Source organism: Pseudomonas sp. NPDC090755, assembly GCF_044769005.1.
GTDB lineage: Bacteria > Pseudomonadota > Gammaproteobacteria > Pseudomonadales > Pseudomonadaceae > Aquipseudomonas.
On sequence record NZ_JBIVXC010000007.1, the window covers coordinates 1 to 22,006 of the forward strand.

At 63.6% G+C, this 22,006-nt stretch carries 22 protein-coding genes; 12 read left to right on the top strand and 10 right to left on the bottom strand.

Going from position 1 to position 22,006, the window contains the following annotated elements; translation table 11 throughout:
• Positions 1–142: 142 nt before the first annotated feature.
• The 4 genes from ACIQUS_RS12560 to norR all read right to left on the bottom strand — a co-directional run bounded on the left by ACIQUS_RS12560 (position 143) and on the right by norR (position 3,810).
• A complete protein-coding gene (locus tag ACIQUS_RS12560; RefSeq protein WP_403047432.1) occupies positions 143–889 on the bottom strand; it encodes a YkgJ family cysteine cluster protein in 747 nt (248 codons plus the stop codon).
• Entirely contained in the window at positions 886–1,197 is a 312-nt protein-coding gene (locus ACIQUS_RS12565) for a hypothetical protein (protein ID WP_403047433.1), read from the bottom strand. Before ACIQUS_RS12565 ends, ACIQUS_RS12560 begins: the two co-directional genes overlap by 4 nt.
• A 79-nt stretch (positions 1,198–1,276) precedes the next feature.
• Positions 1,277–2,176, bottom strand: coding sequence for a chemotaxis protein (locus ACIQUS_RS12570; protein ID WP_403047435.1), 900 nt, complete (start codon positions 2,174–2,176; stop codon positions 1,277–1,279).
• Between the two features lie 80 nt (positions 2,177–2,256).
• Positions 2,257–3,810 carry a nitric oxide reductase transcriptional regulator NorR gene (gene norR, locus ACIQUS_RS12575; protein WP_403047436.1) on the bottom strand — a complete coding sequence of 518 codons (1,554 nt, stop codon included), beginning with the start codon at positions 3,808–3,810 and terminating at the stop codon, positions 2,257–2,259.
• 154 nt (positions 3,811–3,964) lie between these two features.
• On the opposite strand from norR, the gene hmpA reads away from it, so the two are divergent.
• Positions 3,965–5,146 carry an NO-inducible flavohemoprotein gene (gene hmpA, locus ACIQUS_RS12580; protein WP_403047437.1) on the top strand — a complete coding sequence of 394 codons (1,182 nt, stop codon included), beginning with the start codon at positions 3,965–3,967 and terminating at the stop codon, positions 5,144–5,146.
• Positions 5,147–5,316: 170 nt separating this feature from the next.
• On the top strand, positions 5,317–5,787 hold the full coding sequence (locus tag ACIQUS_RS12585) for a phosphate-starvation-inducible protein PsiE (RefSeq protein WP_285864511.1): 471 nt from the start codon (positions 5,317–5,319) through the stop codon (positions 5,785–5,787).
• On the opposite strand, the gene ACIQUS_RS12590 is transcribed toward ACIQUS_RS12585, so the two are convergent.
• The gene (locus ACIQUS_RS12590) at positions 5,756–6,055 is read right to left on the bottom strand and encodes a DUF3509 domain-containing protein (RefSeq protein ID WP_403047439.1); all 300 of its coding nucleotides are present in this window, start codon (positions 6,053–6,055) and stop codon (positions 5,756–5,758) included. The two genes, ACIQUS_RS12585 and ACIQUS_RS12590, sit on opposite strands and share 32 nt — an antisense overlap.
• Positions 6,056–6,379: 324 nt before the next feature.
• On the opposite strand from ACIQUS_RS12590, the gene ACIQUS_RS12595 reads away from it, so the two are divergent.
• Together ACIQUS_RS12595 and ACIQUS_RS12600 are read left to right on the top strand one after the other, a co-directional pair.
• Entirely contained in the window at positions 6,380–7,804 is a 1,425-nt protein-coding gene (locus tag ACIQUS_RS12595) for a PAAR domain-containing protein (protein ID WP_403047440.1), read from the top strand.
• Positions 7,797–8,195 carry a hypothetical protein gene (locus ACIQUS_RS12600; RefSeq protein WP_403047441.1) on the top strand — a complete coding sequence of 133 codons (399 nt, stop codon included), beginning with the start codon at positions 7,797–7,799 and terminating at the stop codon, positions 8,193–8,195. The genes ACIQUS_RS12595 and ACIQUS_RS12600 overlap by 8 nt, the downstream gene beginning before the upstream one ends.
• Before the next feature lie 69 nt (positions 8,196–8,264).
• Here ACIQUS_RS12600 and ACIQUS_RS12605 read toward each other — a convergent pair whose 3' ends face one another.
• The 4 genes from ACIQUS_RS12605 to ACIQUS_RS12620 form a co-directional block, all read right to left on the bottom strand.
• Complete coding sequence (locus ACIQUS_RS12605) at positions 8,265–8,672, bottom strand: HPF/RaiA family ribosome-associated protein (protein WP_403047443.1); 408 nt, start codon at positions 8,670–8,672, stop codon at positions 8,265–8,267.
• Positions 8,673–8,849: 177 nt separating this feature from the next.
• Positions 8,850–11,189: a TonB-dependent Fe(3+) dicitrate receptor FecA gene (gene fecA, locus ACIQUS_RS12610; RefSeq protein WP_403047445.1), complete on the bottom strand. Its 2,340-nt coding sequence runs from the start codon at positions 11,187–11,189 to the stop codon at positions 8,850–8,852.
• Positions 11,190–11,279: 90 nt separating this feature from the next.
• Entirely contained in the window at positions 11,280–12,206 is a 927-nt protein-coding gene (locus ACIQUS_RS12615) for a FecR domain-containing protein (RefSeq protein WP_403047446.1), read from the bottom strand.
• Between the two features lie 5 nt (positions 12,207–12,211).
• Complete coding sequence (locus ACIQUS_RS12620) at positions 12,212–12,706, bottom strand: sigma-70 family RNA polymerase sigma factor (RefSeq protein ID WP_403047447.1); 495 nt, start codon at positions 12,704–12,706, stop codon at positions 12,212–12,214.
• Positions 12,707–12,923: 217 nt separating this feature from the next.
• Here ACIQUS_RS12620 and ACIQUS_RS12625 point away from each other — a divergent pair, with 217 nt between their 5' ends.
• From ACIQUS_RS12625 to ACIQUS_RS12640, 4 genes are all read left to right on the top strand, one after another.
• Positions 12,924–14,891, top strand: a complete 1,968-nt coding sequence (locus tag ACIQUS_RS12625) for a ligand-gated channel protein (protein ID WP_403047449.1) — start codon at positions 12,924–12,926, stop codon at positions 14,889–14,891.
• A 75-nt stretch (positions 14,892–14,966) separates the two neighbouring features.
• Positions 14,967–15,269 (top strand): DUF3649 domain-containing protein, encoded by a 303-nt coding sequence (locus tag ACIQUS_RS12630; RefSeq protein ID WP_403047450.1) that lies wholly within the window; start codon positions 14,967–14,969, stop codon positions 15,267–15,269.
• Positions 15,269–16,852: a PepSY-associated TM helix domain-containing protein gene (locus ACIQUS_RS12635; RefSeq protein WP_403047452.1), complete on the top strand. Its 1,584-nt coding sequence runs from the start codon at positions 15,269–15,271 to the stop codon at positions 16,850–16,852. Before ACIQUS_RS12630 ends, ACIQUS_RS12635 begins: the two co-directional genes overlap by 1 nt.
• Positions 16,852–17,178: a DUF3325 domain-containing protein gene (locus tag ACIQUS_RS12640; RefSeq protein WP_403047454.1), complete on the top strand. Its 327-nt coding sequence runs from the start codon at positions 16,852–16,854 to the stop codon at positions 17,176–17,178. Before ACIQUS_RS12635 ends, ACIQUS_RS12640 begins: the two co-directional genes overlap by 1 nt.
• A gap of 12 nt (positions 17,179–17,190) precedes the next feature.
• Here the strand turns inward: ACIQUS_RS12640 and ACIQUS_RS12645 are convergent, their stop codons facing one another.
• A complete protein-coding gene (locus tag ACIQUS_RS12645; protein WP_403047455.1) occupies positions 17,191–18,066 on the bottom strand; it encodes a helix-turn-helix domain-containing protein in 876 nt (291 codons plus the stop codon).
• Positions 18,067–18,200: 134 nt separating this feature from the next.
• On the opposite strand from ACIQUS_RS12645, the gene ACIQUS_RS12650 reads away from it, so the two are divergent.
• From ACIQUS_RS12650 to ACIQUS_RS12665, 4 genes are all read left to right on the top strand, one after another.
• The gene (locus ACIQUS_RS12650) at positions 18,201–19,118 is read left to right on the top strand and encodes a DMT family transporter (RefSeq protein ID WP_403047457.1); all 918 of its coding nucleotides are present in this window, start codon (positions 18,201–18,203) and stop codon (positions 19,116–19,118) included.
• Positions 19,119–19,194: 76 nt separating this feature from the next.
• Positions 19,195–20,697: a glucosyltransferase domain-containing protein gene (locus tag ACIQUS_RS12655; protein WP_403047458.1), complete on the top strand. Its 1,503-nt coding sequence runs from the start codon at positions 19,195–19,197 to the stop codon at positions 20,695–20,697.
• A complete protein-coding gene (locus tag ACIQUS_RS12660) occupies positions 20,691–21,062 on the top strand; it encodes a GtrA family protein (protein WP_403047459.1) in 372 nt (123 codons plus the stop codon). Before ACIQUS_RS12655 ends, ACIQUS_RS12660 begins: the two co-directional genes overlap by 7 nt.
• On the top strand, positions 21,059–21,997 hold the full coding sequence (locus ACIQUS_RS12665) for a glycosyltransferase family 2 protein (protein WP_403047460.1): 939 nt from the start codon (positions 21,059–21,061) through the stop codon (positions 21,995–21,997). The genes ACIQUS_RS12660 and ACIQUS_RS12665 overlap by 4 nt, the downstream gene beginning before the upstream one ends.
• Positions 21,998–22,006 lie beyond the last annotated feature (9 nt).

Here is a 22,006-nt window from a genome sequence, read left to right on the forward strand (position 1 = left end):
CCCGGCCCCCCAACAAACCCCCCCACCGCGGGGGGGGGGGGGGGCACCGGCCCCCCCGCCGCCCCCCCGCGGGCGGCCCGGCCACACTTGGTGGGTGTAGCCGCTGCCGCCAGGCTGCGATCGGCCGCGTAGCGGTCGCAATTCAATTGAAACCGATGAAGCTGTAGTAATCGGCACCTTCGCTACGCACCCTGGCACCACAGGCCTCCAGTTGCGCATACAGCCCGGGGTCCTGCACATGCAGGGTCCAGGGCGCGATCTCGCCTTCTGGCCCGACCCGTTCCAGCGCCTGGGCCAGGGCTCGGGTATCCGGCAGGTAGGCGGTGAAGCCATTGCCCTTCAACGCACTGGTGTCGATCCCCAGTGCCTGGCAGATCGCAACCTTGCCACGGATGTCATCGCGGTCGGCCTGGCGCGAGCGCTCGATCAGCTCGGCCAGGCGCCGGTCCACCAGTTGCTCGCCATGAATCAGCAGCGGCCCGCTTTGCCAGGCTTCGCTGGGGCAGTCCTTGGCCTCGGGGCGCAATGGAATGTGCGGGTTGATTTCCATCGGGTAAATGCGACAGACCAGCGGCCGCGCCTCATAGATGCCGCAACGGTTGTCATCATCCAGGTGATGGCAGCGCCCCGGGTTGAAGGCGGCGAAGGTGATCGCCACATGGACCTCGGTGCTACCGCAGGGCACAGGCCAGGAACGCCGCAGGGCGTGCTCGCGCTGTTCGGCCGGCAGACCCGGCCCGCTGGCCAGGAAAGCTTCGGCCAGGACGATGACCTGGCCACCGGAGCCGGTCCATTGACGGGCTTCGTCCAGGGTCAGGGGGACATGATGGCCGGTGCAGCATTTACCACAGCCAGTGCAGTCGAAACGAATATCGGGGGCGGTGTTCACGGTTTTCCAGGCGTCCACTCGGTGACGAAGGCAGCCTTGCGCTGTTTGTCATACAGGCACAGTTCGGTGCCCTTGCGGTTGTTCATGTGTTTTTGCGGGTAACGGCCCTCAAGCAGCAGGGCGCTGTAACCGACCCGGTCGTCGAACTCGGCCGGCTTGCCCAGGGCCTTGACGTCCTTCAGGCCGCTGGCGGCGATGCAGTACTGGTTCATCTGCCGGTAGTGCTGGTCCCAGGCCTGGTCGCTGGACGCCTGGGCGGCGGTGCTGGCAGCAACGCCGCCGAGCAGGGTGAAAAGAAAGGCTTTCATGCGCAAGTCCAAAGTGGCAATGGGCCCGATTTTGCCTGAGGTTCAGGCACTTTCAAGCCCAATGACCTTTGGGTATGTATCAGCGTTCGTCGTAGGCCACGGCCCGCGCGGCGACGACCAGGCAGTCGGTCAGCTCCGGCGAGGAGAACTTGGTCAGTACCGCGTTGGCACCGGCGAGCCTGGCCTTCTCACTGTTCATGGCGCTGTCCAGGGAGGTGTGCAGCAGCACGTAGAGGTGCTGGAAGTCCGGGGTCTCGCGCAGGGTGCGGGTGAAGGCGAAACCGTCCATCTCGGACATTTCGATATCCGACACCACCACGTTGATTTCCCGTTCGGTGCCCTGCAGTTCCAGCAGGGTATTGATCGCATCCTTGGCGCTGCGCGCGGTGTGGCATTCGATGCCGAGGCTGCGCAGGGTGTGCACCGACTGTTGCAGGGCAACCTGGCTGTCATCGACCACCAGGATGTTGGTGGCGGCCAGCACGGCGGCGTCTTCGCTGCTCAGCTCATGGCTGATCGGCTCGTGCACCGGCGGGGCGATGCCATGGATGACCTTTTCGATATCCAGTACCTGCACCAGGGTGTTGTCGACCCGGGTCACGCCGGTGATGAACGACTTGCTGCCCGCGCCATAGGGCGGTGGCTTGATGTCGGTGCTCAGGCAATGGACGATCCTGCTCACCGCCTGCACGTGCAGGCCCTGCCTGGAACGGCTGATATCGGTGACGATCAGGCAGCCGCCTTGCGGGTCTTCCAGTGGCCGCTCGCCGATGGCCCGGGACAGGTCGATCACCGACAGCGAGTTGCCCCGCAAGGTGGCCACGCCTTTGACGTGGGGGTGCGACTCCGGCAGCTTGGTCAGCGGCGGGCAGGGGATGATTTCACTGACCTTGAGCAGGTTGATCGCCATCAGCTTGCCGCTGCGCAGGGTGAACAGCAGCAGCGACAGCGAGTCCGCGCGGGCATTTTGCGTGGCCATGGGCACCTTCAGGACAGAGTGAATGGGGAGATGCCAGGTTATCGACCCGCGAGCCCCTGGCTTTAATCTTCCGGGACAAATCAGCGTAGACCCAGGCGCCGGGCCAGGCGGCTGAGGTTGGCCCGGTCCAGGCCCAGCTCGCGGGCGGCGCTGGCCCAGTTGTGCTGATGGCGCTCCAGGCAGGCCTGGACGAGCAGGCGCTGGTAGTCGTCCAGGGCCTGGCGCAGATCGCCGGCAGGCACGGGGGCGTCAGCGGTCTGCGGGGCCGGCCCCTGGGGCGCGGCAGGTTCGACGGCGCGCAGGTCGAGGTCCGTGGCATCGAGGGTGAGAATCTTTGGCCGCTGACGGTGCTGACCCAGGGCCTTGAGCGCCGAACGGCCGATCAGGTGCTCCAGTTCGCGCACGTTGCCTGGCCAGTTGTAGGCCAGCAGGGCGGCCTGGGCTTCACTGCTCAGGCGCAGGCTGCCCAGGCCCATGCGCGAGCGGTTCTGTTCGAGGAAATAACCGCTGAGTAGCAACACATCGCGACCGCGTTCGCGCAGCGGCGGTACCAGCAAGGGGTAGACGCTCAGGCGGTGGTAGAAGTCGGCGCGGTAACGCCCGGCACGCACTTCCTCGGCCAGGTCGCGGTTGGTAGCGGCGATCAGGCGCACATCGACGCGGTGCTCCTGGTCCGATCCCAGCCGCTGCAACTGCCCGCTCTGCAGCACCCGCAACAGCTTGGCCTGCACGGTCAGCGACAGCTCGCCGACCTCATCGAGAAACAGGGTGCCGCCATTGGCCAGTTCGAACTTGCCGCGCCGCTCGCCAACGGCGCCGGTGAAGGCACCGCGCACATGTCCGAACAGTTCGCTTTCCACCAGGGTGTCGGGCAGGGCGGCGCAGTTGAGGCTGATCATCGGCTGCTCGGCGCGGCCCGACATCTGGTGGATGGCCTGGGCCACCAGCTCCTTGCCGACCCCGGTCTCACCGGTGACCAGCACGGTCAAATCGCTGCTGGCCACCAGCTGGATTTCCTCGAGCAGGCGCTTATGTGCCTTGCTCTGGCCGATCAGCTCCTTGTGCTGCTGGCCGCTGGCCTGGCGATAGACCTCGGCGCGCTCATGCTCATCCTCGGCGCGCAGGGCCAGGCGCTCGATGCGCTCGGCAACGTTGACCGTGGCCGCGGCCAGGCTGGCGAAGGCTTGCAGGGCATCGACCTCGACCTGCTGGAACTGTTCGGGGTCCAGTGCATCCAGGGTGATCAGGCCCCAGGGCTGCTCATCGACGAACAGCGGGCAGCCCATGCAGTCGTGCACCTCCAGGTGCTGGTGCAGGCCTTCGACCAGCCCGTCGTAAGGGTCGGGCAGATCGCTGTCGCTGGCGAAACGGGTGGGCGTGCTACGGCTGAGGATGGCCTCGAAGCGCGGGTGTTCATTGACCTTGAAGCGCCGCCCCAGGGTGTCGGTGCTCAAACCATCGACCGCCAGCGGCACCAGCCAGTCGCCATCCAGGCGCAAGAGCGCCGCAGCATCGCAGGGCAGCAGGCTGCGCATGGCTTCGAGCAGGCGTCGATAGCGTTCACGTTCGGGCAGCTCGCGAGACAGGTCGCTGACCAGGGGCAGCAGGGCGGTGAGCAGGGATTTTGCGGTCATAAAGACTCCTATGGGTCGAAATGACTATATCGCAGCTGTTGTCTTTTTGACTTGTTAATTTATAAGTTATTGATTTATAAGAAATTTAAAGTTGGCATGGATCCTGTAATAGTCAGGGCATTCATCAAGAAGCCACAGGCTCAGGAGTCATCACATGCTCAATGCCCAGGACCGTGCCATCGTCAAAGCCACCGTTCCCCTGCTTGAAAGCGGTGGCGAGGCGCTGACCACGCATTTCTACAAACTGATGCTCAGCGAGTACCCCGAGGTGCGCCCGCTGTTCAACCAGGCCCACCAGGCCAGCGGCGACCAGCCACGCGCTTTGGCCAACGGCGTGCTGATGTACGCACGGCACATCGACCAGCTGGAACAACTGGGCGGCCTGGTCGGCCAGATCATCAACAAGCATGTGGCCTTGCAGATCCTGCCGGAGCATTACCCGATCGTCGGTAGCTGCCTGCTGCGCGCCATCGAAGAAGTGCTCGGCAAGGAAATCGCCACCCCTGAAGTGATCGCGGCCTGGGGCGCAGCTTATCAACAGCTGGCCGATATCCTTATCGGTGCCGAAGGGCAAGTCTACGACCAGAAGGCCGCCGCTCCCGGTGGCTGGCGTGGGGCGCGGGACTTCACGTTGGTGCAGCGGGTCGAGGAGAGCAGCGAAATCGTTTCGTTCTACTTCGCGCCCGTCGATGGTGGTGCGATCCTTGCGGCCGAACCCGGGCAGTACATCGGCCTGCAACTGTTCATCGACGGTGTGGAACAGCGCCGCAACTATTCGCTGTCGGCCCTCTGCAACGACGGCCAGTACCGCATCAGCGTCAAGCGCGAGGCGGGCGGCAAGGTGTCCAACTACCTGCACGAGCAGATGGTGGTCGGCGATACCCTGAAACTCTTCCCGCCATCGGGTGAGTTCACCCTGAGCAGCAGCGACAAGCCGCTGGTGCTGATCAGCGGTGGCGTGGGCATTACCCCGACCCTGCCGATGCTGGAAGCTGCGCTGGAAAGCGGTCGTGTGGTGCACTTCATTCACTGCGCGCGCAACGGCGCGGTGCATGCCTTCCGTGACTGGGTCGATGGCCTGGCGGCGCGTCATCCGCAACTCAAGCGCTTCTACTGCTACGCCGAAGACGATGGCGTCAGCGAGCCAGCCGATGCCGTCGGCCTGCTCAGTGCCGACCAGCTGGGCCAGTGGCTGCCGCAGGAGCGTGACCTGGACGCCTACTTCCTCGGCCCCAAAGCCTTCATGGCCGCAATCAAGCGCCACCTCAAGGGCCTGGGCGTACCGGAGAAGCAAAGCCGCTACGAATTCTTCGGCCCGGCGTCGGCCCTGGAATAACCGGGTTCTCCTGAACCACGGTTGAAAGGACAAGGCACAGCCAGCGATGGCTGTGCCTTGCGGCATTTGGTCGCCTTCTCAAACAGGTGGCCTGGCCTTTTTACTGCATGCAGACAAAACGTCATGTGCTTGCCGCATCATCCTTTTCGCCGTATCAAGGAACCGTCATCGTGAACAACAATTGGGCTGACAAACTGCGCAAGGGCCTGCATGGCTCGGCCGACTCGCTGGGCAACCTCTGCGTCGAAGCGTTTCACTACCTGGCCCTGTTCGGCATCGGTGCGATCACTGCCTACGCGGCGGTGGCGACCTTCATCGACATGCTCGGCAAGGGCGGTGTCAGCGTCGATGACATCTTGCTGCTGTTCATCTATCTCGAACTCGGGGCCATGGTCGGGATCTACTTCAAGACCAACCACATGCCCATCCGCTTCCTGCTCTATGTGGCGATCACCGCGCTGACCCGCCTGCTGATCGGCGATGTGTCGCACCACAAGGCGCCGGATGTGGGCCTGCTGTACGTCTGTGGCGGCATCCTGCTGCTGGCCTTCGCCATCCTGGTGGTGCGCTACGCCTCCTACCAGTACCCCTCGACCAAGGCCATCGACGCTAGTGGCAAGGAGATCGAGGAAGGCAAATGACCTTCCCGGCCTGACGCCTGCTGCCGGACGCGAGCATCGGCAGGGTGTGCTCGCCCGGATCGATTGCGATGCCCTGTTGCACGCTGTCGATCACCCGTTGCAGGCGTTTGGGGTCATTGCGTTGGGCCGGGCTGATCAGCCGCTTGGCCACCACGCCCTGCTCGTCGGAGAGCGTCAGCATGATACTGCCGTCGAGTCGCTCGATACTCAGATTGACCCGGTACTGTGGCGCGAAGGCGTCGTTGATCCGTTCGAAAGGGTTGAACATCGTACTGCACCTGGTAAAGACCTACAGTGATTGACCGGGTGTGCACGGGTTTGGTTCAGGCGGCCTGCTCGATGGCACGTTGTAGCCGCTGCCGCCAGGCTGCGATCGGCCGTGAAACGGCCGTAGAAATGGACCAGCCTCAACGGAGTTGCCTGGGTTGCGACTGCTACGCAGTCGATCGCAGCCTCGTTCCTCGGCAGCGGCTACAGGCTACGTGCTTCATTCTGATAGCTATGTAGGACTTTTCCGTTTCGATTCTCCCCGCGTAAAAAGCTGTTTTCCGCGTGCTAGGTTCCGGGCTTCACTTGCTCAGGGAATCAGTGCATGGCCTTGCGTATGAACATGAATGGCCGCGGCGCCGGGTTGCATGGCGACCAGACCACCACCGGCGCTACCTGCCTCAGCAGTCAGAGCGCTCACACCCAGAACGGGGTCGGCCACTTGCGCCTGGGCGACGCCACCACGCCTTGTCCGCAGTGCGGTCAGGCCGGGAAAATTGTCGAAGGCTTCGCGGCCTGGCGCATTGATGGGGTACCGATTGCCGTTGACGGTGCGCAGGTCAGTTGCGGTTGCCCACCTGGTCGCAATCGGTTGATAGCACCCGTGGGCGGCGGGGCTAGCGCTGCGCGAACCGCCAGCAGCGTTTCCGAGCCGGCCCCTCAGGCGTTCAAATCACCTGCGTCGGCGCCTGCGTCCGGCGTCTCTCCCGCGGCTCGGCCCATGCCGGTCATGGCCGCCACGTCGGGCACGCTGGAGCCTGGCTTCCATGTGGTGCCGCGCAGCATGTCCGGCCAGCAGGTACTGGCCCAGCTCGGCGGCGAAACCCGTTACCTGTCGGCCCGGCTGCACCGGCTCAATCCGACCTTTGCCCAGGGCTACAAGGCCGGTGAGCTGTTTGTCATTGGCGATCCCAACAATGGCACGGCGTGTACCCGAGAAGAAGCCGACCTGATGGCGGCCGCTGCCCAGGTCCGCGAGGTGCTGGCGCCTCTCACCGAGGAAGAAGCCAACTTCATGGTCCGCTACCAGGGCGAGATCGCTGGATTGCTCGGCGGGGCGAGCGAGTCGATGGGCGTTGGCCAGGCGATGCTCACGCATGGGCTGCGCCAGGTCGAGGGCACCTTGCACGCGGTGGAGCAACTGTACCAGCGCTCGTTCATTGCCCATGGCCATTTGAAAAGCCCGGAGTTCTTCGCCTCGCGCCAGCAGGTGCTCCAGCAACTGGCTGCACAGCTGAGAGGCTCCTTCCTCAACAAGCGACTGAATCTGGGTGGCTACGACACTTTGCGCCGTGACCTGGGCATTTCGACCAAGAGTCTGGTGCACCACTGGAGCCGAGCCGGTGCGCCCGGGCAGATTCCCGGTTATGCCACACACCTGGACCAGGTGGCGAAGACAGCGCAGTACCTCAAGTACGGGGGCTACGTTGGGATTGCGCTTGGTGGCAGTGCATCGGTGCTCAAGGTGCAGGAGGTTTGCCGTGCCGGGGAGACGGAGGCGTGCAAGAAGATTCGATTTACTGAGGCGGGAAGTTTTACGGGTGGGCTCGGTGGTGGGTCCGCTGGTGCGATAGCTGGAAGGGTCGTCGGTGCTGCTGTTTGCGTTGCGACGGTTGCTCTAACACGCGGGATTGGTAAGCCCGTGTGCAACATCGTAATGGTAGGAGGTGGGTCACTTGCCGGCGGAGTCGGCGGCGGATCATTGGGAGAGTGGGTGGGAGACAGCATCTACGAGGCGCAAAGTGATTGATATCAATGCCTGGCCACCGAGTATTGCGATTGCCTTCGGACTTGCCCCCTTCGTTATCGCTATGCCTGGTGTAGCTATTCACTACTACGTTGCCTGTAGCCGTCACTTCCACATCATGCTCGCGGCATTGCCAAACAGCGCTTGGCCCCAACAGCAGCTGGTCAAATGGGGAATTATCGTTCAGACCTCAAGGCTTAACATGGTCGGAGGCATCAGCGGTTTCTTGCTTTTCCCGTCGTACAGCATTCGTAAGGGCTTGTTGGATGTTAATGATGTACGTAATTTCCCCCCTTACTTAAGGCGATGGCTTGTCGCCTCAGTCTGGCTCACATTCGTTGGCTTGACTTGGTTGCTGTTGGGTGTTGGCCTGATCAAACTGTCAGAAGGCTGAATTACGGAAGTCAGATGATTAAAAAAGGCGAGCCCCTGGCTCGCCTTTTTACCCTCTGCGTCACGTTATTCAGCTAATGCTGCGAGCTTGCTCGTTCTCCAGGAATTCTTCCTGTAGCAGGCCATCGGCCGGGCCGATGCTGGCGCTTTGCTGAGTGACTGCGCGCTTGCTGCGCAGTTTGCCGTAGAAATGCTCCAGGGCATGGTTGAGTTTCTGGGCAGCGCCGTCGACCGCCTGGTCCAGCGAGGCTGACTTGTGGGTTACGGAAATCGGTTGATGGCCTTTTGGGCGTGCCTCCATCTGGCAGCGTTTGTCATGTGGGCCTGGCTTGTCGCCATTTTCATCGCGAAGGTGGACCTCGACGCGGGTGAGGTCTTCTTCGTAGCGTTCGAGCATGCTTTCTACCGTGCTGCGAACCCATTCGTTCAGCCGGATGTTGCCTTGAATATGGTTGTCGCTATTGACTTGGATTTGCATAGTTCAATCCCTTATTCAGCTAGCTCGCAAGAGAATCGATGGGGCCGTTGCGGCCAATGGAACTCATCGCCTCTTGACTACAAGGTCAGGCACTTGGCGAAACTTTTCAACCCCTTGGCAAAGATAAATATCTTGTAGCAAAAGCCCGGTGGCGGCCGGGCTTTTGCATGCGCTGGATCAGAACGCGACCGAGGTCTGCAGGTATACCGTACGCGGTTCACCCACATACTTGCCCTTGTTGTTGTCGTCGTAAGAGCGGGTGTAGTACTGGTGGTTGAAGAGGTTCTTCACCCCGACGGCGACGTTGAGGTTCGACAGTTGCGGGCCGAAATCATAGGCCGCGCGGCTGCTGAACAGCATGTAGCCGGGGATGCGGCCGTTGCTGCCGTCGGCGCTTTCGGCCGAGGTGTTGGCGTTGTCGGCGAACTGGTCGCTCTGGAAGCTGCTGTCCAGGTTCAGCTGCCACGGACCTTCGGTGTAACCGACGCCCAGGGTGCCTTTGTGGCGTGACGAGAACGGCACACGATTACCCTTGTTAGGCCCGTCTTCGCGGATTTTCGCATCGACAAAGGCGTAGGTTGCATACACATCGAAACCCGCCAGCGCCGGGTCCAGACCTTCCAGTGCATACTTGACGCTGGTCTCGATGCCCTGGTGGCGGGTCTCGCCGCGGGCGATCACCGAGTCGTTGGTCTGGTTGCTTTCGTACTGGTTGTCGAAGTTGATCAAAAAAGCGCCGATCTCGGCCTGCAACACGCCGTCGTCATAGCGGGTGCCCAGCTCCCAGGTGCGGGCCTTTTCCGGTTTGACTTCGCCGCTGGTGACACGGTTGGGCATCTGGCTGTACTGCACGCTGCCGAAGGAGCCTTCGGTGTTGGCGTACAGGTTCCAGCTCTCGGTCAGGTGATACATGACGTTCAACGCCGGCAGGGCGGTGTTGTAGTCACCCTGGTAGCGCTGGCCGCTGAGCTTGTTGCTCTGCTCGGAGTCGATCATCTCGTAGCGGATGCCGGGGGTGAGGGTCCATTGGCCGATATCGATGCGGTCGTCGAGGAACAAAGCGTGGGCTTCGGTGCTGCCGCGAGTGTCGCGGTCGTTGCGGCTGGCGGTGGTGGGCAACTGGTTGGCGCTGATCGGCTCGCGGTAGCGCAGTTCGTGGCCGGCCTCGCTGATGTAACGATGGCCGACGCCGACTTCATGCCAGCTCTGGCCGAGGGCGAAGCCCTGGGAGAAGCGGGTTTCCAGGCCACGCACCCAGTACTCGCGCGGCGACAGCGAGACGAAGCTGCCCTGGTCCAGGTAGCCGCTGCGCAGGGTCTTGGTGAAGAAGCTGTTGACGCTGAACTGGCGGGCATCCTCCTGGTAGTCGTAACCGAAGTTGAACATCGTCCGGCGGCCCCAGAACTTGTCCTGCAGGCGGGTCGACTGGTACGGGTCGGCATCGTAGTCGGCCACGCTCAGGCCACCGGGCATCTGCGCTTCGCCCTCGTAGTACTGGGCCATGGCGTGCAGGCTGTTGGCTTCGTCGAGTTTGAGCTTGCCCTTGAGGATCAGGTCGTCGATCTGCGTGTCGCTGTGCTCGCGCCAGTCGCCACCGCGGGTGCCGGAATAGAGCAGGGCGCCGCCCAGGCCGTTGTCGTTGGTGCCACCGGCGAGCAGGTTGGCGCTGGTCTTGAAACCGTCGTGGGTGGAGGAGGGGCTGGTCTGGGTCTGCAAGCCGGCTTTCACCGTCGGCTCGTCCGGTATCGCCCGGGTCACGAAGTTGACGATGCCACCGACGTTCTGCGGGCCATAGCGCACTGCACCGCCGCCGCGCACCACGTCCACGGCGTCCATGTTGCCCATGCTGATCGGGGCGAACGACAACTGCGGCTGGCCATAGGGCGCGAAGGGCACCGGAATGCCGTCCATCAGCACCGTGGAGCGGGCCGCCAGGCGTGGGTTCAGACCACGAATGCCGAAGTTCAGTGCCATGTCGTGGCTGCCGGTGCCGTTGTTTTCCGGGGCGTTGACCCCGGGGATGCGGTTGAGCACTTCACGGGCGGTAGTGGCGCCGGTGCGTTCGAATTCCTCGCGGCGGACCACATCCCGGGCGCCGGGGTGTTCGAAGACGTTGTCCTGTTGCGCTGCGCCCAGCCAGTCGCCGACCACGGTCGAGGCGCCCAGTTCGACAGGCGTGCTGGAGGCTGCCAGCGGTTGCAGGCTGAAGGCGTTGTCACCTTCGGCGCGGGCTTGCAGGCCGCTGCCCTGGAGCAGGGTGTCGAGCGCTTGTTGCGGGCTGTACTGGCCGTCCAGGCCCGGGCTGTGCATCCCGCTGGTGACCTGGGAGCCGAACGAGATCAGCACACCGCTTTCCCGGCCGAACTGGTTCAGGGCACTTTCCAGGGGCATCGGCGCAATGTGGTAGCTGCGCGTGACCGCGTCTACGGCGTGGGCCGCAACAGCTGCAAAGGTCAGGCCGGCACCCAGCAGCAAGGCACGCAATGTCTGGGCAAGTGGGCTCGGGGAAAGGGGCATGCAAGGGATCCTTGAGAAGGTCAGGGCAAAGGGTTCTGCCTTCTCTGTCACGCGAGATGAAAAATCGGCTCAGGGATTTTGAAAAAAGTTTCAGGCCCGGGCTTCGACCGTTACCCAGTAGCGGGTAAAGCGCTTGACCCGCACCGGCAACGCCACCTCCAGCAAGTCGAGAATCCGCTCGCTGTCGGCCAGTGGATAACTGCCCGATACCAGCAAGTCGGCCACCGCAGGTGCGCAGTTGAGTTGGCCACGGCGATAGCGTCCCAGTTCGTCGAGAAAATCGCCCAGGCGCATGTGCGCGGCCACCAGCATGCCGTCGACCCAGGCCCCGGCGTTGCCGTCCAGGGCCTGTCGGACCTGCCACTGCGGGCCGTTGAATTGCGCCTGCTGGCCCGCCTCCAGCGGCATGCCGGCAAGGCTGGCGACGCCCTGGTGGACGGCCACCTGGCTGTGGTTCGGGTACTGGCGAAGGTTGAAGCGACCGCTGCTCAGCTGCAGTTGGCCGAAATCGGTGAGCAGGCGCAGCGGCCGGGCATCGTCGGCCACGGTGAGCTGCAGTTCGCCTTCGAGCAGGCGCACCAGGCGCTGCTGGCCATCGAAACGCACATCGGCGGCGCTGCGGGTGTTGAGTTGCAGCTGACTGCCGTCGTCCAGTTGCAGACGTCGGCGCTCACCTACCGGGCTGCGGTAATCGGCGAACAGGGGAGGCAGTGCGTTGTGCTGCTGCAAGGCCAGCCCCGTGGCGCCGCCGACACCGAGTATCAGCAGGGTCTTGAGTGCCCGTCGCCGGCTGGCCGAATGAGGCGCCTGCAAGGCTGCATGGGCCAGGGGCGAAGACAGCCCGCGCAGGCGCTGGTTGACCCGCTGGATATGCTCCCAGGCCCGGCGATGTTCCTCATGGGCCTGCAACCACTGTTGCAGGGCCTGCTGCTGGCGCGGGTCGAGGGTGCCGCCTTGCTGCTCGATCAGCCAGTAGACCGCCTGTTCGGCGACTTTGGGCGAAAACTCTTGATGCATGCCGTTCACAGGGCGAAGTAGCAGCGCAGGGCTGCCTTGTTCTGGTAGCGCTTGACCGTCGCCAGGGAGATGTTCAGCTGAGCGGCGATTTCGCCATAGCTCAGGCCATCGACCTGGGCCAGCAGGAAGGCGCGTTTGACCAGCGGTGCCAGGCCGTCGAGCAGGCGGTCGAGCTCCAGCAGGGTTTCAAAAATGATGGCCCGGTGTTCTTCGGACGGTGCCAGTTCTTCCGGCAACTGCGCCAGCGCCTGGTAGTAGGCGCGCTCCAGGTCCTGGCGGCGGTAGTGGTTGAACAGCACGCGCTTGGCCACGGTGGTGAGGAATGCCCGTGGCTCGTTGAGCACCGGTGTTTCCCGGGCCTGCAGCAAGCGCATGAAGGTGTCCTGGGCCAGGTCCGCGGCATTGTCCGGGCAGCCCAGGCGACGGCGCAGCCAGCCGGTCAACCAGTTGTGATGGGCGTGGTAGAGCCCTTCGAGCGAAGAAGAGGGAGCGCTGGGCACCGTGAACACTCCGGCGCCGGGATGCGCAACAGAATAAGAATTGTTCTCATTGTAGTGTTATCGACGGTTGTTCGGCAATCAGGCGCTGACTGATGGCACTTGCACGGCCGTGAGAATGTAAAAAACGTAAATACGCTTTACTCTCAATTGAGAATAAATAGCATTCGCTCCCTGATTGGGTTTACCCAAAATTTACATTTCTCAGGGAGAGGTCCTCGTGTCCCCGCTTTTCGTCAGATCCTGCCTCGCACTCACCATCGGCACGCTGTATGCCGCCCAGGCCAGCGCTGAAAGCCAGCCGCTGGAGCTGGACAACATGGTGGTCACCGCCTCGGGCTTTTCCCAGCAGATCAAGGACGCCCCGGCGTCGATCTCGGTGATTACCCGCGAGCAGATCGAGAACAAGTCATACCGTGACGTGACCGATGCCCTGCGTGATGTGCCCGGCGTCGTGGTTACCGGTGGCGCCAGCTCCAGCGACATCAGCATCCGTGGCATGGCCTCCAAGTACACGCTGATGCTGGTCGACGGCAAGCGCCAGGACTCCCGGGCAACCCGTCCCAACAGCGATGGCGCCGGTATCGAGCAGGGCTGGATGCCACCGCTGGAAGCCATCGAGCGCATCGAAGTGGTCCGTGGCCCGATGTCTTCGCTCTATGGCTCCGATGCCATGGGCGGGGTGATCAACATCATCACCCGCAAGGTGACCCCGACCTGGTATGGCGGCGTGCGCAGCGAAGCGACCTTCCAGGACCGCTCCGACTCGGGTGACTACAACAGCACCAGCGCCTTCGTTTCCGGGCCGCTGGTCGAGAACCTGGTCGGCCTGCAGCTCTACGGCCAGCGCTCGCGCCGCGACGAGGACCACATCGTCAACGGCTTCAACGAGCAGAGCACCGACAGCGGCACCGCCAAACTGTCCTTCACCCCTGACGTGCACAACGACATCACCCTGGAGGCGGGCAAGTCCGAGCAGGAGCGCAATGCCCATGTCGGCCGCTCGGCGCGTTCGTCCGACAGCAACAACGACTACGACCGCACCAACTTCGCCATCAGCCATTCCGGCCGCTGGGACAGCATCACCACCGACAGCTACCTGCAGCGCGAGAAGATCGAAAACCCGGGTCGGCGCATGGAGCTGGAGAACACCGTTCTCAACTCCCAGGTGTCGTTCTTCAGCGATTCGCACACCACGACCTTCGGTGGCCAGTACAAGTACGAAGACCTGAGCGACGAGGGCAACCAGCTGGCCTCGGCCTCCAGCGTGAACCAGCTGACGCGCTGGTCCTGGGCCCTGTTCGCCGAAGACGAATGGCGCCTGACCGACACCTTCGCCCTGACCGGCGGCCTGCGCATGGACCGCGACGAAAACTACGGCACCCACTGGTCGCCGCGTTTGTACGGGGTCTACCACCCGACTGCGCACTGGACCGTCAAGGGCGGTGTGTCCAGCGGTTATCGCTCGCCGGACATCCGTGCGGCCGTGGACGACTGGGGGCAGATCACCGGTGGTGGTGGCGATCCGGCGATCATCGTCGGCAACTCCAGCCTCAAGCCGGAGAAGAGCCTGAGCCAGGAAGTCGGGGTCATCTGGGACAGCCTGGAGGGCTTCTCCACCGGCATCACCCTGTTCAACACCGACTTCAAGGACAAGATCACCGAACAGCGCCGCTGCACCGACAGCACCGGCACGGCTTCGGGCCAGTGCCAGATCGGTGGCACCTCGTACAAGTTCATCAGCGACCGGGTGAACGTCGACGAGGCGCAGATGCGTGGCATCGAGGCGACCCTGGACTGGGACCTCACCCAGCGCCTGTCGCTGGCCACCAACTACACCTTCACCGACTCCGAGCAGAAGAGCGGCCCGCTCAAGGGCAAACCGCTGAACCAGATGCCACGGCACATGTTCAACGCCACCCTGGACTGGCAGAACACCGACCAGCTGGGCACCTGGGCGCGGGTCAACTACCGCGGCAAGACCTCCGACTACCTGGGCCGGACCACCATGTCCGACGGCACGCCGTCCTACACCTTCGTCGACCTGGGCGGCACCTACAAGGTGACGAAAAACCTGAAGCTGCTGGCCGGTGTCTACAACGTGTTCAACAAGGAAGTGGACTACGAGAACTACCAGACCGTGCTGGATGGCCGGCGCTACACCCTGGGCGTCGACTTCTCGTTCTGATCGAGCGCCCGGCGGCTTTGCTTGTGAGAATACAAATCATTTAGTATTAGCAGTTCTTCACCAGGAATGGATGCCATGAAAAGCAAAGCCGCCGGGATGCCCCTGAGTTATCGACTGGCCGTGACGTCACGATGCCTGGCCGCCGTGTTTGGCGGTTACCTGCTGGCGGCCATGGCCAGTGTCTGCATCACCTTGCTGGCCCCGATGCCCAAGGCCGAGGCGGTGCTCAGCGGGATGATGCTGTCGTTTCTCTTCTACCTGGTGGCCTTCCTCTGGTGCTTCGCCAGCCGCAGTGCCTGGCAGGCCTGGCTGGGCGTACTGCTGCCGAGCCTGGTGCTGGGGGCAATCAATGGCCTGGCCTATTGGATGAAAAACTGATGAAAGAGGGCTTTCGCCAGGCCATGGCCTGGCTGCACACCTGGACCGGTCTGATTTTCGGCTGGTTGCTTTTCGCGATTTTCCTCACCGGGACAATGTCCTATTTCAAGGAGGAGATCAGTCACTGGACCCAGCCCGAGGTGCCGGTGCGGGCGCTGGACCCCGAAGCCAGCCTGGCGCTGGCCCAGTCCTACCTGCAGGAACACGCCGCCGGTGCCGGCAGCTGGTTCATCCGCCTGCCCGATGCCCGCGAGCCGGGCTTGAGCGTCAGCTGGCGCGCCGCCAATGCCGGGCGCCGCGACTTCATCGACAAGACCCTGGACCCTGCCACCGGTGCCGAGTTGCAGCCCCGCGAGACCCGCGGCGGCAACTTCTTCTATCGCTTCCACTTCCAGCTGGAGATGCCGCATCCCTGGGGCCGCTGGCTGTCGACCTTTGCCGCCTTCATCATGCTGTTGGGGCTGGTGACCGGCATCATTACCCACAAGAAGATCTTCAAGGAGTTCTTCACTTTCCGTCCGGGCAAGGGCCAGCGTTCCTGGCTCGATGGCCATAACGCCATCGGCGTGCTGGTGCTGCCGTTCCACCTGATGATCAGCTACAGCAGCCTGGTGATCTTCATGTCCATGGTCATGCCGGCGAGTATCATCGCCAGCTACGGCGACAACAGCCGCGGCTTTTTCAATGACCTGTTCGGTGCCCCTGAAAACGTCAAGGTGGCCGGCGTCGCCGCGCCGCTGCTGCCGTTGCCGACGCTGTACCAGCAGGTCCAGGCGCAGGCGCCGGGTACTCGCCTGGGCTGGATCGAGGTGCAGAACCCCGGTGACCAGAACGCCCGCGTACGCTTTACCCGCCATGCCGGTGAGCGCATCGCCTACCAGCGCGGTGGTGGCTGGATCTACGATGGCGTCAGCGGCACGCTGCAGGGCGACAGCAAGCTCGAAGCCATTCCAGTGGTGATTTCCGGGGGCATGTATGGCCTGCACATGGGCGTATTTGCCGGACCCTGGCTGCGCTGGCTGTACTTCTTCTTCGGCCTGGCGGGGACGGCGGTGATCGGCACCGGCCTGGTGCTGTGGCTGGGCAAGCGGCAGCTCAAGCATGCCAAGAGCGGCACCCAGCCTTTCGAACTGCGTCTGGTGGAGGTGCTGAACATCGCCAGCATGAGCGGTTTGCTGATCGGCGTGGCGGCGTTCTTCTGGGCCAACCGCTTGCTGCCGTTGGGACTCGACGGGCGGGCCGGCTGGGAGATCAACAGCTTCTTCCTGCTCTGGGCCCTGTCGCTGCTGCACGCCATGCTGCGTGCAGGAAGGCGCGCCTGGGCCGAGCAACTGGGGCTGGCGGCACTGCTGTGGGCCGGCCTGCCGTTGCTCAATCAACTGACCACGAACGCAGGCCTCTTGCAGTCGATTCCTGCGGGTGACTGGGCCATGGCCGGCTTCGACCTGACGGCACTGGGCTGCGGCCTGTTCCTGGCCTGGGGCGCCGGCAAGATGTGGCGTGCACCGGTGGCAGCGCCCAAACGGGCACCCAAGGTGGCCAGAACGGCCAGCGCCAACCTGATCGAAAGCGAGGTGAACTGATGCTGGCCGTTGCCCTGTTCGGTTTTGCCGGCTTCGCCAGCCTGTGCCTGGCCATGGAAAAACACTACAAGGAGCTGCTCGGCGCCACGCCCGCTGCTTCGCGCTTGCGTGGCTTGCGCATTGGCGGCTGGTTGTTGCTGGTGCTGGCCTTGTGGCTGGCGGTGCGCCACAGCGGCTGGGCCATGGGCCTGGTCGAACTGTTTGCGGTGTTGATGGCGGGTGTGACGCTCTGGGTGTTCCTGCTGCCCTACCAGCCGAAACTGTTGTTGGGGCTATTGGGTGTCAGCCTGGTGCTGGGGCCGGTAGTGGCCGTGCTGCCAGGATAGGACCTGCCCGTTCTAGCCCCTGAACGCCGCCCGGTACTCGCCGGGCGTGGCCCCCAGCGCCTGGCGGAAGCGATTGCTGAAGTGGCTGGCGCTGGCGAAGCCGCACAGCAGGGCGACCTGGACCAGCGGCAGTTCGCCAAATCGCAGCAACTGACGTGCCTTGGCCAGGCGCCGGGCCAACAGGTACTGGTGCGGCGGCAGGCCGAAGCTTTCACGGAACATCCGCGCGAAGTGGTATTCGGACAAGTTGCACAAGGCCGCCAGTTCCCCCAGGCTCAGCGGCTGCTCGATGTGCTGCTCGACATAGTCGGCCAGCAACCGGCGCTGGTACGGCGCCAGCCCGCCCTTCAGGCGCAGGCCCTGGCGCAGGCCGACCTGGTGCAGCAGGGCATGGTCGACCAGCTCATGGGCCAGGCTGCTGGTCAGCAGGCGTTCACCCGGCTCCTCCCAGTTCAGTGCGATCAACTGGCGAAAGCGCGCGGTCTGCCCGGCATCGTCGAGAAAGGTGGTTTCCTGCAATTGCAGGGCCCGGGGCTCGCGGTCCAGCAGGCGGATGCACTCCAGGGCGAACTGCTCCTGGGTGATGTACAGGTGTGCCAGGCGGATAGAGCCGTTGATCACCCAGTTCGACTCGTGACCGGCCGGCAGGATGCACAACTTGCCCGGCGCGCCCTTGGCCGACGGCCGGTCACGGCGGAAAGTGCCGGTGCCGCCGGCGATGTAGCAGGACAGGGTGTGATGACTCGGTGCGTGGTAATCGCGGGCGTCGTCGCGGTTGTTCCACAAGGCTGCAACCATGCCGTCGCCCAGTTGCGCGCTGTGTTCCAGGCGGGTGTTGGGCGAATCGTGCAGGGCTTGAAAGACTTGCAGCTGGTTCAGGGGAATCATCGTTTTCTCCTCTGCTGCCATCCTACCCCTGTCGGCCCTGGCTGACAGCGGGTCGTGCGGGAAAAGCGCAAGTTTGTGCAAGCGCGCTGCGGCGTTACGGGCAGACACTGGCCTCCAGTTAAAGGAGTGCTGCCATGAACCTGTCCTTGTACCTGCTCACCGTCCTGATCTGGGGCACCACCTGGATTGCCCTGAAGTGGCAACTGGGCGTGGTCGCCATTCCTGTGTCGATTGTCTATCGCTTTGCCCTGGCGGCGCTGGTGCTGTTCGCCATCCTGTTGCTCAGCCGGCGCCTGCAGCCGATGAACCGGCGGGGGCATGGCATCTGCCTGGCCCAGGGCTTGTGCCTGTTCTGCGTCAACTTCATGTGCTTTCTGACCGCCAGCCAGTGGATCCCCAGCGGCCTGATCGCCGTGGTGTTTTCCACCGCCACCCTGTGGAACGCGCTCAATGCGCGGATCTTCTTCGGCCAGAAGATCGCCAGCAATGTGCTGGCCGGTGGCGGCCTGGGGCTCGTCGGCCTGGGGCTACTGTTCTGGCCCGAGCTGTCCGGGCATGCGGCCAGCCCGCAGACCCTGATGGGACTGGCCCTGGCCTTGCTGGGCACCTTGTGCTTTTCCGCTGGCAACATGCTGTCAACCCTGCAGCAGAAAGCCGGGCTGCGGCCGATGACCACCAACGCCTGGGGCATGCTCTATGGTGCGACGATGCTTGGACTGTATTGCCTGTTCAGCGGCATTCCCTTTGCGATGGAGTGGAACACTCGCTACATCGGCTCGCTGCTGTACCTGGTGATTCCGGGATCGGTGATCGGCTTTACCGCCTACCTGACCCTGGTCGGTCGCATGGGGCCGGAACGGGCGGCGTACTGCACGGTGTTGTTTCCGCTGGTGGCGCTGAACGTCTCGGCCTTCTACGAGGGTTATCAGTGGACGGCGCCGGCCTTGCTGGGGCTGGTGCTGGTGATGCTGGGCAACGTGCTGGTGTTTCGCCGCCGCCAAGCTGCGGCCGCCAAGCCTTCGAGCGCTCAGGCCAAACCGCTCGCCGGATAGCTTCCCTCGACACGGCGTGCGCAGTGCCGTGCGCTGGCTAGACTAGGCCAGTGAATGCACGCTGCGGGGAGCGGCCATGTTGTCATCAGCACTGTGGAGCAGGCACCTGTCTCATCGCGAGGTCCAGGTGTTCTGCCTGCTCGCGATCGGCCTGCACCTGTTGCCGCTGCTGCTGGCCGATTACACCTACATGGATGATGTCTGGCGAACCCAGGTGGCCAGCGACAGCTGGACGGGCGAGGGCAGGGTGCTCACCGGCTGGCTTTATGCGGTCTTGAGTTTTGGCCCGGGGGCGCCGAACCTGTTTCCACTGCCATTGCTGCTGGCTGCGGTTGCCAGTGCCCTGGCCCTGGCGCGGCTGGTGCAGCATTACTTCGTCGCACCGGATGCCAGTGCCGTGCTGGTGGTCCTGCCCTTGTGGTACAACCCTTTTTTTTTACAGAACCTCTCTTATCAGTTTGACGGGCCAACCATGGCCTTGTCCCTGGCGGCCAGCGTGCTGGCGATCACCTTCGATCCGGAGCGTCGCCGCTACCTGGTCTACGGTGCAGTGTGGGTGGCGATTGCTGCCAGCTTCTACCAGGTCAGCCTCAACCTGTTTGCCGGGCTCTGTTGTGTCGAGGTGCTGCGCCAGGTGGTACAAGGGGCGGACTTGCGGCAAACCTGTGTCCACGCCCTGGGGCGCCTTGGTCAGTTGCTCGGCGGCTGCCTGCTCTATTACCTCAGTGCGTTTCAACTGATGACGCCGCTGCGCCAGTCCTTGCTGGCGTTCGACGGGCAGTGGCCGGCCATTGTCCAGCAACGCCTGCAGGTGATCGCAGGGCACCTGGGGCTGTTGTACACACCGGGAACGGCCTGGTTCATCCTCGGCCTGCTGGCGTTGGCGGTGCTCGGCGTGATGATCGCCGCTGTGCGTGTGTTGCGCAGCGAGGATGGCGTCCTGGCGCGCCTGGGCTTGTTGCTGGCGCTGCTGTTGCCGGTGCCGATGCTGCTGTTGTTGATACCGGGGCTGACCCTGCTGTTCGCTGAGTTCAACGACGGCGCACGGACCTTGCTGGGCCTGGCGACGGTCATGGTGCTGGTGTTGTGGTTCGCCCATCGCCTGCTGACCGGCCTGCACCTGCGCCTGGGCTGGCTGCTGGTGATTCCGCTGCTGTGCATGTTGTCGTTCGCCTATGCCTATGGACGTGTGCTGCTGGTGGAGAAGGAGTTGCAGCAGGCCGTGGGCTTTTCCCTGGCCCACGACATCAGTGCCCGGCCGGACCTTGCCTCGGCCCGGCGCTACTACGTGCTGGACATCGGCTCCAGCGGCCAGTGGTTGCCGGCTGCCAGTGGCTCGGTACGGGCCATGCCGGCCCTGAAATACGTGCTCAACATCAACTTCCTGCTGCTGCCCGAAATGATGCCGCGGCTCGGGCTGAGCAACTTCGGCTCCCATGTGCCGCTCAGCCGCAGGCAGGTGCTGGCGCGCAGCCCGCAGCCACGGGTGGATCACAAGTTCTACGCCATCCACCTGGTCGATGATGTCGGCTACGTGCTGATGAAGACGCCACGCGATCCGGAGAGCTACCGGTGGTGAACCTGCAGCGCTTCGCCCGCTACGGGCTGGTCGGCATCGGCAATACGCTGGTGCACTGGATGGTGTTTTTCATCCTGCACCTGCCGTTGGGCCAGTCCCAGGCACTGAGCAACCTGCTGGCCTTCACCGTGGCCGCCACGCTGTCCTACTTCCTCAACGCCCGATTTACTTTCGGGATCCGCCCGGGTGGCTGGCGCTACCTGCTGTTCCTCCTGGGGATGGGCAGCCTGAGCCTGTTGCTGGGGGCTATTTCCGACTGGGCGCACCTGTCGCCCTGGTTGACCCTGGTGACCTTTTCCACCATCAGCCTGATAGTGGGTTACGGCTTTTCATCCAATGTGGTCTTCAGGCGCAGGACACCATGAACATCTCCCTGATCGTGCCGGTGTACAACGAGCAAGCCACGATCGAGCGCTTTTACCGGGCGGTGCGCGACGAGCCGTCGTTGCAGGGGATGAAGGTGGAGATCCTGTTCGTCAACGATGGCAGCAGCGACGACACCGAGGCAATCTGCGCGCAGCTGGCGGCAGGCGACGAGTGGGTCACGGTGATCAACTTCTCCCGCAACTTCGGCAAGGAATCGGCCTTGTTCGCTGGCCTGGAGTATGCCGATGGCGATGCCGTGGTGCCCATCGACGTCGACCTGCAGGACCCTGTCGAGGTCATCGCCAAGCTGGTGCGGCGCTGGCAGGAGGGGGCCGACGTGGTCCTGGCCAAACGTCGTGACCGCTCCGCCGACACCCGACTCAAGCGCTGGAGTGCCCGGTTTTACTACTGGCTGCACAATCGCATCGCCTCGACGCCGATCGAAGAGGACGTCGGCGATTTTCGCCTGCTCGATCGCAAGGTCGTGACCGCGATCCGCCAGTTGCCGGAGCAGCAGCTGTTCATGAAAGGCGTGTTGTCGTGGGTGGGGTTTCGTACCGAGATCGTTGAATACGATCGCGCGCCGCGTCTGGCCGGGGCGAGCAAGTTCAATCCGTGGAGTTTGTGGAACCTGGCGCTCGATGGCATCACCTCGTTCAGCACCGTGCCGTTGCGGTTGTGGACCTACATCGGAGGCGGTGTGTCGCTGTTCGCCCTGGGTTTTGCCCTGTACATGGTGGTGGACAAGCTGCTGTTCGGCACCGATGTGCCGGGGTATCCATCGCTGATGACCGCGATCCTGTTCCTGGGCGGGGTGCAGTTGATCGGCATCGGCATTCTGGGCGAGTACATCGGTCGCATCTACCAGGAGACCAAGCACCGGCCGCGGTATGTGATCCGCAAGGTGCTGGGCAGGCGGCGCCGGCCGCGGTGAGCGCTTTGG

Bases quoted from the DNA above. Each gene is read 5' to 3' on its own strand.
- ACIQUS_RS12565 (WP_403047433.1), bottom strand. From the start codon at position 1,197: ATGAAAGCCTTTCTTTTCACCCTGCTCGGCGGCGTTGCTGCCAGCACC.
- ACIQUS_RS12570 (WP_403047435.1), bottom strand. From the start codon at position 2,176: ATGGCCACGCAAAATGCCCGCGCGGACTCGCTGTCGCTGCTGCTGTTC.
- norR (WP_403047436.1), bottom strand. From the start codon at position 3,810: ATGACCGCAAAATCCCTGCTCACCGCCCTGCTGCCCCTGGTCAGCGAC.
- hmpA (WP_403047437.1), top strand. From the start codon at position 3,965: ATGCTCAATGCCCAGGACCGTGCCATCGTCAAAGCCACCGTTCCCCTG.
- ACIQUS_RS12590 (WP_403047439.1), bottom strand. From the start codon at position 6,055: ATGTTCAACCCTTTCGAACGGATCAACGACGCCTTCGCGCCACAGTAC.
- ACIQUS_RS12595 (WP_403047440.1), top strand. From the start codon at position 6,380: ATGGCCTTGCGTATGAACATGAATGGCCGCGGCGCCGGGTTGCATGGC.
- ACIQUS_RS12605 (WP_403047443.1), bottom strand. From the start codon at position 8,672: ATGCAAATCCAAGTCAATAGCGACAACCATATTCAAGGCAACATCCGG.
- fecA (WP_403047445.1), bottom strand. From the start codon at position 11,189: ATGCCCCTTTCCCCGAGCCCACTTGCCCAGACATTGCGTGCCTTGCTG.
- ACIQUS_RS12615 (WP_403047446.1), bottom strand. From the start codon at position 12,206: ATGCATCAAGAGTTTTCGCCCAAAGTCGCCGAACAGGCGGTCTACTGG.
- ACIQUS_RS12630 (WP_403047450.1), top strand. From the start codon at position 14,967: ATGAAAAGCAAAGCCGCCGGGATGCCCCTGAGTTATCGACTGGCCGTG.
- ACIQUS_RS12635 (WP_403047452.1), top strand. From the start codon at position 15,269: ATGAAAGAGGGCTTTCGCCAGGCCATGGCCTGGCTGCACACCTGGACC.
- ACIQUS_RS12640 (WP_403047454.1), top strand. From the start codon at position 16,852: ATGCTGGCCGTTGCCCTGTTCGGTTTTGCCGGCTTCGCCAGCCTGTGC.
- ACIQUS_RS12645 (WP_403047455.1), bottom strand. From the start codon at position 18,066: ATGATTCCCCTGAACCAGCTGCAAGTCTTTCAAGCCCTGCACGATTCG.
- ACIQUS_RS12650 (WP_403047457.1), top strand. From the start codon at position 18,201: ATGAACCTGTCCTTGTACCTGCTCACCGTCCTGATCTGGGGCACCACC.
- ACIQUS_RS12655 (WP_403047458.1), top strand. From the start codon at position 19,195: ATGTTGTCATCAGCACTGTGGAGCAGGCACCTGTCTCATCGCGAGGTC.
- ACIQUS_RS12665 (WP_403047460.1), top strand. From the start codon at position 21,059: ATGAACATCTCCCTGATCGTGCCGGTGTACAACGAGCAAGCCACGATC.